2 protein-coding genes are annotated in these 11,696 nt (G+C 72.5%); both read left to right on the forward strand.

Annotation, left to right across the window (positions count from 1 at the left end):
- Nucleotides 1-34: 34 nt before the first annotated feature.
- On the forward strand, nucleotides 35-10,660 hold the full coding sequence (locus tag ACFORO_RS29420) for an amino acid adenylation domain-containing protein (RefSeq protein ID WP_377872259.1): 10,626 nt from the start codon (nucleotides 35-37) through the stop codon (nucleotides 10,658-10,660).
- Nucleotides 10,657-11,694 carry a TauD/TfdA family dioxygenase gene (locus ACFORO_RS29425; protein ID WP_377872260.1) on the forward strand — a complete coding sequence of 346 codons (1,038 nt, stop codon included), beginning with the start codon at nucleotides 10,657-10,659 and terminating at the stop codon, nucleotides 11,692-11,694. Before ACFORO_RS29420 ends, ACFORO_RS29425 begins: the two co-directional genes overlap by 4 nt.
- Nucleotides 11,695-11,696: the final 2 nt, after the last annotated feature.

Raw genomic sequence — 11,696 nt, forward strand, 5'->3', positions numbered from 1 at the left:
CCGCGGGTTTCCGGCGCGCCGCCGAAGCGGCCGCATGACGGCATCGAACACGCCGGACGGCGCACGCGCGCTCGCCAGCGCTCAGTCCGGCCAGGCCGCACTGCACGAACTGTTCGCCGCGCACGCGCACGCGACGCCGGACGCGATCGCGCTGGCACACGCCGAACGTCAGCTCACTTACCGGGCGCTCGACGCGCGCGCTACCGCCTTGGCGCGCCGTCTGCGCGCGCTGGGCGTCGGGCCGGACGAGCGCGTGGGTGTCTGTCTTCCGCCGACCGCGGACCTGGTGACCGCGCTGCTCGCAGTGCTCAAGGCCGGCGGTGCGTACCTCCCAATCGACCCCGCGTACCCCGTCCGGCGGCTGGAGTTCCTGCTGGCGGACAGCGACGTACCGCTCCTGCTCACCCATTCCGCGATCGCGCTGCCCCGCCACAACGCGCGGGTGCTGCCGCTCGACCGGCCGTGGCCCTCCGAAACCGCCGGACTGCCGGTCCCGCGCATCGACGACCTGGCGTACGTCATCTACACCTCCGGATCCACCGGACGCCCAAAGGGCGCCCTGCTCACCCATCTCGGCATCGCCGGGCTCGCCCTTGCGCAGCAACGGATTCTCGGCACCGGCCCCGGCAGGCGGGTGCTGCAGTTCGCGTCCGCCAGCTTCGACGCTTCGGTGTTCGAGATCGTCATGGCGTTGTGTTCCGGCGCTACGCTGGTCCTTCCCGGCGAGCGGTTGATGCCCGGCGCGGACCTGATCGCGACGCTGGACCGGCAAGCGGTAACGACGGTCACCCTGCCGCCGTCCGCGTTGGTGGTCACGCCGGCCGCGAAGCTGCCCGCGCTTGCGACCGTCTCGGTCGCCGGCGAGACTTGCCCGCCGGAAATCGTCCGCCGGTGGGCGCCCGGCCGCCGCTTCCACAACCTGTACGGACCCACCGAGGCGACGGTCTGGTCGACCGCGGCGACCTGCGTGCCGGACGAGCCGGTCACCATCGGCGTGCCGGTCGCGGGCACCCGCGCGCACGTCCTCGACTCAGGTCTCCGGCCGGCGCCGCCCGGCGCTTCCGGCGAACTGTATCTCGGCGGGCCCGGCTTGGCGCGCGGCTACTGGCGCCGTCCGGGGACCACCGCGGAACGTTTCGTGCCGGATCCGTTCGGCGAGCCCGGCGCACGGCTTTACCGGACCGGCGACCGCGTGCTCCGCCGTCTCGACGGCGAACTGGACTTCGTGGGCAGGCTCGACCGGCAGGCGAAGGTCCGCGGCCACCGGATCGAACCGGGCGAGGTCGAAGCCGTGCTGCGCGAGCACCCCGCGGTGCGCGATTGCGTCGTCCTCGCCGCGCCCGACACGCTCACCGCTTACGCGGTGGCCTCCGAAACGACTTCCGAAGACCTGCGGTCGCACTGCGCCGAGCGGCTGCCGGCCCACCTGGTGCCGGACGCGTTCCCGCTCCTCGACGCGCTGCCCACCACCCCGAACGGCAAGGTCGACCGCGCGGCACTGCCTCCCGTGCACCGGGATTCCGGCCAGCCGTACGAAGAACCGGTTACGGACACCGAAAAACGCCTCGCGACGATCTGGGCCGATGTCCTCGCCGTGCCGAAGGCGGGCAGGCACGACCGGTTCCTCGCCCTCGGCGGCCATTCCCTGCTCGCCACCATGGTGCAAAGCCGGGTGCGCGCGGCGTTCGGCGTCGACCTGCCCGTGCGCGCGGTGTTCGAGGCGGCCGATCTCGCGGCGCTCGCACGCGAGATCGCCGCGCAGGACCGCACGCACGCGGACGCCTCACTCCCGTCCGGCGACTCCCCCGCCCCGCTCTCCTCCGGGCAGCGCCAGCTGTGGTTCCTGGAAGAGCTCCTGCCCGGTACGGCTGCCTACGTGTCGCATGTTGCGGTGCGCCTGTCCGGACCGATGTCGGTCCCGGAGGCCGAACGCGCGCTCAACGCGGTCGTCGCCCGGCATTCCGCGTTGCGCACCACCATCGTCTCGGACAACGGCCAGCCAGTGCAGGTGGTCGCCGACAAGCTGCGCCTCGGCATCGAGCTGATCAACGCCGAGGCGACGCCGGACGCGGCGCGGGAATTGGCCGCGCAGGTCGCGCGCCGCCCGTTCGACCTCGGCCGTGCCCCGCTGCTGCGGGCCGCGCTGGTGTGCATCGCCGACGATGAGCACGTGCTGGTGCTGGCCGGGCACCATGCGGTGGTCGACGGCTGGTCGTTTTCCGTGCTGCTGCGCGATTTCGCCACCGCGTACCGGGGAGCCCCGCTGCCGCCGCCGAGCGCGCGGTACGCGCAGTTCGCCCGCTGGCAGCAGGACCGCCCGGAGCTGCGCGCCCGGCTGGACTACTGGCGAGAACAGCTCTCCGGCGCACCGGCGCTGCACGAATTGCCGCTGGACCGGCCGCGCCCGGCCGTGCAGACCTTCGCCGGCGCCGTGCACACCTTCACCGTCCCGGCAGACCTGCACCGGCGCCTGATCGCGTTGAGCCGGAACGAAGAGGTCACCCTCTTCATGACCCTGTTCACCGCGTACGCGGTCCTCCTCGCCCGGCACAGCGGGCAAGACGACCTGGTGGCGGGCACGCCGGTCGCGAACCGGGAACGGCCGGAATTCGAGGAGACCGTCGGGTTCTTCGCCAACACCGTCGCGCTGCGCGTCCGGACCGGCGGCGATCCCAGTTTCCGCGCCCTGCTGCACCAGGTCCGGCGCACCTGCCTGGCGGCCTACGCCCAGGACGTGCCGTTCGAGCTGGTCACCGAAGCGCTGCGGCCCGGACGGGACCTCAGCCACAACCCGGTCTACCAGGTGTTGTTCGCGCTGCAGAACGCCTCCGCCTTCGACGTCGACCTGCCAGGGGTGACCGCCCGGCAGCTCGATCTCGATCCCGGCACCGCCCGGTTCGACCTGGCCTTCGCGGTGACCGAGACCGACGGCGGATTGCACGGCGTGGTCGAGTACAGCACGGACCTGTTCGCCGCGCGCACTGTCGAACGGCTCGCCGACCACTACTGCCTGCTGCTGGCCGCGATGGCCGCCGACCCCGGCGGGCGGGCGAGCGCGGTGCCGCTGCTCACCCCCGCCGAAACCCGGCAACTCGCCGCGTGGAACGACACCGCGGCACCGATCGGATCCGGCGAATGCCTGCACCAGCTCGTCGCGAGCCAGGCCGCCCGGACGCCAGACGCGATCGCGGTCGTCTGCGGCGACCGGCAGTTCACCTACGCCGCGCTGCTGCGGTCCGCGCACCGGCTCGCCCACGTGCTGCGCGAGCGGGGCGTGCGCGCCGAGACGCCGGTCGGCGTGTTCCTCGAACGCTCCGCCGAGTCGATCGTCAGCCTCCTCGCTGTGCTCGCCGCGGGCGGGGCCTACCTGCCGCTCGATCCGGCCTACCCGGCGGACCGGCTCTCGTTCATGGCCGCCGACAGCGGTCTGCGCGTCGTCGTGACCACCAGCGAACTCGCCGGATCGGTTCCTTCCGGCGTCGGCACGATCGTGCGCCTCGACGCCCAGCGGGACGAAATCGCAGTCGCGACCGCATCCGCACCCGCGGTCGCGGTCGGCCCGGACCACCTCGCTTACGTCATCTACACCTCCGGTTCCTCCGGGCGGCCCAAGGGCGCGCTGATGGCGCACCGCGGCCTGGCGAACCTGGTCGCCGCCGAGGCGGCCGCGATCGACCCGGCCGCCGCGGACCGGGTGCTTGCCGTCGCGTCATTCGGTTTCGACGCCTCGTTGTGGGACATCGTGATGGCGCTGTGTTTCGGCGGCGCGCTCTGCATCGCGACCGGCGAGGAGCGCCTGCCCGGCCCGGAACTCGCCGGGCTGATGGTCCGGCAGGCGATCACGCACGCGACCCTCGCCCCGTCCGCGCTCGCGTCGCTGCCCGCGACCCCGCCGGATCTCGCCGTGCTGACCTCGACCGGAGAAGCCGTCACCGCGGAAGTGGTGCGTCGCTGGGCACCGGGCCGCCGGTTCCTCAACGGCTACGGCCCGACCGAGTGCACGGTCGGCGCGACCATCGGCCAGTGCCGCGCGGAGGACGCGGAACCCACGCTGGGCCGTCCGTTCGCCAACACTCAGGTCCACTTGCTCGACGCGCATCTCCGGCCGGTGCCGCCGGGTGTAGCGGGCGAGGTGTACGTGAGCGGGCCCGGTCTGTCGCGCGGCTATCTCGGCCGTCCCGGGCTTACCGCGCAACGGTTTCTGCCCGACCTGTTCGGCCCGCCGGGCGGACGGCTCTACCGCACCGGGGACCGCGCGCGGTTCGGCCCCGACGGCGGTCTGTTATTTCTCGGCCGGGCCGACAATCAGGTGCAGCTGCGCGGATTCCGGGTCGAGCCCGGCGAGATCGAGACGGTGCTGCTCGACCACCCCGCAGTGCGCGAAGCCGCGGTGCTGGTCCGCCGCGGCACAACCCGGCTCGCCGCCTACGTGGTCGCCGAACCCCGCCCCGCCGCGGCAGAGCTGCGCGAGCACTGCGCCCGCCGCCTGCCGGAGTTCATGGTGCCCGCGGCGATCGTGCTGCTCGACCGGATGCCGTTGACCAGCAACGGAAAAGTCAACCGCGACGCGCTGCCGGAGCCCGATTTCACCGCGGGCGAGGAATACCGGCCGCCGCGCACCGCGGCCGAACGCGCGCTCGCCGCGGTCTGGGAGCAGGTGCTCGGCATCGCCCGAGTGGGACGGGACGACAACTTCTTCGCGCTCGGCGGCGACTCGATCCTGAGCATCCAGGTCGTTTCCCGCGCCGCGCAAGCCGGGCTGGCCGTCACCGCGAAGCAGCTGTTCCAGTACCAGACCGTCGCTGACCTGGCCGCCGTGGCCGGATCGGCACCGGCCGTCGCCGCCGAGCAAGGCCCGGTCGCCGGGTCCGTCCCCGCGACGCCGATCCAGCAGTGGTTCCTCGACCAGAAGCTGCCCGCACCACACCATTTCAACCAGGCGCTCGTCCTTCGCTCCGCCCAGCCGCTCGACCCGGCGGCGTTGGAAACGGCACTGCACGCGCTGCTCGCGCACCACGACGCGCTACGCCTGCGATTGCGCGCCGAAGACGGATGGGTGCTGGACACCGCCCCGCTCCCGGCGGAACCGCCCGCGCTGCTTCAGGTCGCTGACCTCACCGCATTGCCCGCAGCGCAGCGGTTCTCTGCGCTCGACGCTCGCGTCGCGGAGACACAGCGCTCACTCGATCTCGGCAGCGGCGTGCTGCTGAGCGCGCTGTACGCCGCCGTCTCCGAGGACGACCACCGTGTCCTGCTCGTCGCGCACCATCTCGGAGTGGACGGGGTTTCCTGGCGAATCCTGCTCGACGACCTCGCCACCGCGTACCGGCAAGCACTCCGGGACGAGCCGGTCGTCTTGCCGCCGAAAACCACGTCGTTCCGTCAGTGGGCCGGGTCGGCTGCCGTCCGCGCGGGCGACCCGGACCGGTGCCGAACGCTGCTGGAACAGCAGGACGGAAGCGTCCCGGCGGATTTCGCACCCGCCGATTTCGCGCACGCTGGAGCCGGTGCCGTCGGCGACGCTCGCACCGTGACCGTCGCTCTCGACGAAGCCCAGACCTCGGTGCTGCTGCGGCCGGCCGGCAGCCGGTCCGCGAAGGACGTCCTGCACACCGCGCTCGGCCGGGTGCTGACCGGCTGGACGGGCCGCGACCGAGTGCTGGTCGACGTCGAGGGCCACGGCCGCGACGCCGGTCCGGATGCCGATCTCACCCGCACCGTCGGCTGGTTCACGGTCATCGAGCCGGTCGTGCTCGGCAAGGACGGCACGGAAGCGGTCGGCACCGGGTGCCTGGCGCTGCGGCACGGCTCGGACGCGCCGTTGCGTTCCCTTCCGGTGCCGGAGGTGTGCTTCAACTACCTCGGCCAGCTTGACGGCGGACTCGGCGACGCCCTGTGGGAACTCGTCGCCGAACTGCCTTCCGGCACGCAGGATCCCCGGCAGCCGCGACCGTATCCCCTGGAGGTGACCGCCTTCGTGGTGGCCGGGCGGTTGCACGTCCGCTGGACCCATGTGCCCGCGATGCACGCGGAGCGCACCGTCGCCCGGCTCGCCGAAGAGTTTCTCGAGCACGTCCGCGATCTCGCCGAACCGGCTGGCGCATCCGGAGCCGAAGCGACGTATCCGCTGTCGCCGTTGCAACAGGGCATGCACTTTCACGCACTGCTGTCGCCCGACAGCGGCGTGTACGTCGTGCAGCTTTCCTTTGCGCTGGAAGGCGACCTCGAGGTCGACGCGTTTCGCAGCGCCTGGCACGAGGTGGTATCCCGGCACCCCGCGCTGCGCACGACCTTCCACCAGCCGGACGGCGAAGATCCCGTGCAGGTCGTCCACCGCGACGTGCCGGAGCCGTGGCAGCTGGCCGACTGGAGCGGTCGCGACGACGCGGCCGCGCTCGTCTCCGACCTGCTGCAGAGCGAGCGCGCCGCCGGATTCGACCTGGTCGAACCGCCTCTGTTCCGCTTCGCCCTCGCCCGGGTCGCCGAGCGGACCCACCGGTTCGTCTGGACGCATCACCACCTGCTGATGGACGGCTGGTCGCTGCCGATCGTCCTCGCCGACCTGTTCACCGCGTACGAGGCGCATCGCGCCGGGCAGCGGCCGCACCTGCCCGCCGTGCCGCCGTACGAGAAGTACGTCAGCTGGCTGTGCGAGCAGGACGACGCGGAGGCCGACGCCGGATGGCGCGAAGCGCTCGCCGGGTTCACCGCGCCGACCCCGATTCCGTTGGACCAGCCCGGATGCGGCCCGATCGGCGCCGCGACAGTCGAGGTCGAGCTGTCCCCGGAGCGCACCCGCGCGCTCCGGGACCTGTGCCGGGGCAACGGGTTGACGTTGAGCACCGCGGTGCAGGCGGCATGGGGCCTGGTCCTCGCCCGCCACGCCGAATCCGACGACGTCGTGTTCGGCGTGACCGTGTCCGGGCGGCCGCCGGAGCTGCCCGCGGTCGAGAGCATGGTCGGACTGTTCATCAACACCCTGCCGATGCGCCTGCGCATCGACCCGGACGCCGAGGTGGCGCCGTGGCTGCGTGCCGTGCAGTCGTCGTTCGCCGAAGTCCGGCAGTACGAACACACGCCGTTGGTGCGGATACAGGGCTGCAGCAGCGTGCCCCGAGGCAGCCGCCTGTTCGACAGCCTGGTGGTCTTCGAAAATTACCCGCTCGGCGAACACGCCGTAGAGCCGCGCGGCGGATTGCGGGCGCACGACGTGCGCGCCACGGAGCAGACCGACGCGGCGCTGACCCTCGTCGCCGCCCCGGGCGAGCGGCTGGCGCTCCGTCTCATGTACGCCACCGATCGCTGCCCCGAGGACTGCGCCGCCGCGTTGGCCGAGCAGGTGATCCGCGCACTTGAGTCGTTTGTGGATGGTCCAGGCCGCCGGGTCGGCAGCGTCTCGCTGGCCCCGGCGGACGACCGGTTGCTGCGCGCCTGGAACCCCGCGCCGGCAGAGGTCCGCGGCCCGGCGCTGATCGAGCGGTTCGTCGAGGCGGCGCGAGCGCAACCCGACGCGGTGGCGCTGGTGTGGGGCGACGAACAGCTCACCTACCAGGCCGTGCTGCGCCGCGCGGGGGGCCTGGCGAGCAGGCTGCGTGCCGCCGGGGTCGGGCCGGACGTGCTGGTCGGCGTCCTGCTGGACCGCGGGCCGCTCCAGGTGATCGCGATACTCGCCTGCCATCTCGCCGGCGGCGCGTACTTGCCGCTCGACCCGGCTTATCCGCAAGAACGGCTCGACTATCTGGTCTCCGACAGCGGCGCCCCGGTCGTGGTCGCCTCGCCGGATCTGACCGGCCGGGTGCCCGCCGGGCCGCGCGTGCTCGCGGCCGCGCCGGCCGCGCCGGCCGCGCCTGCCCCGGCTCCGGTCAATCCCGCGCACCTCGCCTACGTGATCTACACGTCCGGATCGACCGGGCAACCGAAGGGCGTCCTGGTCCCGCACGGCAACGCCGCCCGGCTGTTCGACGCGACCCGGCACTGGTTCGAATTCGACCGCGAGGACGTGTGGAGCCTGTTCCACTCCGTGTCGTTCGACTTCTCGGTCTGGGAACTGTGGGGTGCGCTCGCGCACGGCGGCCGGCTGGTCCTCGTCGACGACACCACCCGGCGGGCTCCCGCCGAGTTCGCCCGGGTCCTGGCCGACCACGCGATCACCGTGCTCAACCAAACGCCCTCGGCCTTCCTGCCGCTGGCCGAGACGGTCTCCGGGCTGCCCGCGCTGCGCACGGTGATCTTCGGCGGCGAGGCGCTGCCCGCGGACCGGCTCGCCGGCTGGGCCGCACGCTTCGGGCTGGACCGGCCGCAACTGGTGAACATGTACGGAATCACCGAGACCACCGTCCACGTCACGCGGCACCCGGTCGGCAGTCCGGACCTGGACCGCAGGTCCGGCAGCGTCGTCGGCCGCCCGATCCCGGACCTGCGCGCCTACCTGCTCGACGACGATCTCCGGCCGGTGCCCGCCGGGGTCGCCGGGCACCTCCACGTCGGCGGAGCCGGTCCGGCCCGCGGCTACCTCGGCAGGCCCGGGCTGACCGCCGAGCGATTCGTGCCGGACCCGTTCGGGGAACCCGGTTCGCGGATGTACCGCACCGGCGACCGCGCGCACGCGCTGCCCGACGGAGCCTTCGTCTACCTCGGCCGTTCCGACGACCAGGTGCAGCTGCGCGGCCACCGCGTCGAACCGAACGAAATCGAAGCAGCACTGCGCCGCCACCCCCAGGTCACCGGCGTGCGCGTGATCCTGCGCGAAGACGAGCCCGGCGACCAGCGTCTGGTCGCTTATCTCACCGCGGACGGCGACACCAGCGACCTCCGCGCCCGCGTCCGGGAGACCCTTCCGGCGCACCTGCGTCCGGCGCATTACGTCACACTGGGAGCCTTCCCGCTCACCGCGCACGGGAAGATCGACGTCGCCGCGCTTCCCGCGCCGGGAGACGGCGACGAACCGGCCGCCGGGTACGTCGCACCGCGTACGCCGACCGAGAAGGCGCTCGCTGAGCTGTGGTGCAGCGTGCTGCGCGTACCGGACGCCGGGCTGCACGACAGTTTCTTCGCTCTCGGCGGGCATTCGCTGATCGCCACCCGGCTGCAGGGCCGCATTCGTGCCGAGTTCGGTGTCGAACTGCCGCTGCGCACCGTCTTCGAAGCGCCCGACCTCGCCGCGATGGCCAAGGAAATCGCCGGTGCCCGGCCCGACGAAACACCGATCGTCCCGCGCGAACGGACCGGACCGGCTCCGCTCTCGTCGGCGCAACTGCGGCTCTGGTTCCTGGAACGCTGGCGGCCCGGCACCCAGCTCTACCACATCGCCGGCGTCCTGCGGTTGTCCGGAGAACTGGACCCGCGGGCGTTGCGCACGGCGCTGCAGGCGGTGGTCGACCGGCACGAAAGCCTCCGCACGCACCTGACGGTCGCCGGTTCCGAAGCGGGTCAGCTCGCGCGGGACCACCTTGCCGCCGAGCTGCCGGTGGTCGATCTGTCCGGCCGGCCGCACCACGCCGACCGGCTGGCAGCGGCGGTCGCGCAAACCCCGTTCGACCTCACCGAGGGCCCGCTGTGGCGGATCGTCTTGGTGCGAACCGCCCCGCGGGAGCACCAGCTCGCGCTGTGCCTGCACCACCTCGTCGCCGACGGTCACTCGCTCGATCTCCTGCTGCGCGAGCTGGCGGAGAACTACCGCACCGCGCTCGCCGGCGAGCCGATCGCGCGCGCGCCGCTGCCGATCCAGTTCGCCGACTACGCCGCCTGGCAGCAGGACCGCTTGGCAGGCAAGCAGGTCGCCGACGATCTCGCGCACTGGCGCGCGAAGCTGGCCGGGATCTCCCCTGCCCCACTGCCGACCGACTTACCCCGGCCGGAAGTGCAGACGCACGCCAGCGCGGTGCACCAGGCCGAGCTGCCCGCCGCGGTCGCGGCCGGCGCGGCCGAAGCGGCGGACCGGACCGGCACGACGCCGTTCATGGTCTTGTTCGCGGCCACCGCGGTCGCTTTTCAGCAGGCGAGGGAGCTGCCCGAGGTGGTGGTCGGCACGCCGGTCGCGAACCGGTCCCGGCCGGAAACCGAGGAGCTGATCGGCTGTCTGGTCAACACCGTCGTGCTGCGCGCGGACCCGGGCGGCGAGCCCACGTTCGCGAGCCTGCTGGAACAAGTCCGGGCCACCTGCCTGGACGCCTACGCGCACTCCGAAGCGCCGTTCGAACGCGTCGTGCAGGAGGTGCAGCCGGAGCGCTCGGCCAGTCACCTGCCGTTGTTCCAGACCTGGTTCGTCGTGCAGGACGAACCAGTCGCCGGTGGCTTCGGCGGCTTGGACGCGCAGCCGGTCGGGGTGCCGCCCGGCATGGCTCGCTACGACCTCCGGCTGGAGTTCCGCCGCACGGGCGCAGGCTTGAGCCTGGTGTGCGAGTACAAGACCAGCCTGTTCCGGCCCGGCGCGATCGTCCGGCTGGCCGGTCACATCGCGCGGGTGCTGTGCGCCGTGACCGCTGACCCGGGCGCCGCGATCGCGGACCTTGCGGACGAACTCGCCGCCGCTGACGAGGCGGAACGGGCCGCAGGCGCGGCCGGAGCCGCCGCCTACAGCCAAGGAGCCCTGCGACGGCGCCGCCGCGCCGTGGCGCCCGACCGGGCAGAACCCAACGCACGACAGGAAGCGGGAAGATGAGCAATCGGGAAAGCGGACCAGCCCAGTTCCGGCCCCGGCGGCGGACCGCGGTGAGCCTCGCGCCGGAGACGCTGGTCTCGGCCCGCCCGCTGCTGGCCGACGGCCCGACGCCGCTGCTGTTCGCCCCGGCCGTCGACGGCGTCAACGCGCTGTCCTGGGTCGAGGCCAACCGCGAGCAGGTCCGTGAGCAGACCGTCCGGCACAAAGCCGTGCTGCTACGCGGGTTCACCGTCGGCGACGTCGCCGAGTTCGAGCAGGTGGTGCGGCTGGTCGGCGGCGACATGCTGGAGTACTCCTACGGATCGACGCCGCGCAGCCACGTCGCGGGCAACGTCTACACCTCGACCGAGTACCCGGCCACGCAGGAAATCCCGCAGCACAACGAGATGGCCTACAGCCGGTCGTGGCCGCTGAAACTGGGCTTCTACTCGGTGCAGGCCGCCCCCGAAGGCGGCCAGACGCCGCTCGCGGACAGCACCCGTGTCCTGGCGCGCATCCCCGCCGCGATCCGCGACCGGTTTGCCGAACACGGCGTGATGTACGTGCGCAATTACGGGCAGGGCCTGGATTTGCCGTGGCAGGACGTGTTCCAGACGCCGGAGCGGACCGAGGTCGAGGCGTTCTGCGACCGCGCCGGGATTGAGTACGAATGGCTCTCCGACGACAGCCTGCGCACCCGTCAGGTCTGCCAAGCGGTGGCGACGCATCCGGAAACCGGCGAAACCGCTTGGTTCAACCAGGCGCACCTGTTCCACATTTCCGCGCAGGCGCCCGAAATCCGCGAAACGCTGCTGGCCACCTTCGGCGAGCAGGGCCTGCCACGCAACACCTACTACGGCGACGGCAGCGCGATCGACGAAGCAGACCTCGCCGAGATCCGCCGCGCCTACCGGGATGAGACCGTCATGTTCCGGTGGCAGGACGGCGACATCGCCATTCTCGAGAACATGCTCGTTTCGCACGGGCGCATGCCGTACGCCGGACCGCGCAAGCTCGTCGTCGCGATGGCCGGCGCGGGCGGACAGGGCCAGTAGAG

It is taken from the genome of Amycolatopsis halotolerans, assembly GCF_042647905.1.
Taxonomy (GTDB): Bacteria; Actinomycetota; Actinomycetes; order Mycobacteriales; family Pseudonocardiaceae; genus Amycolatopsis; species Amycolatopsis halotolerans.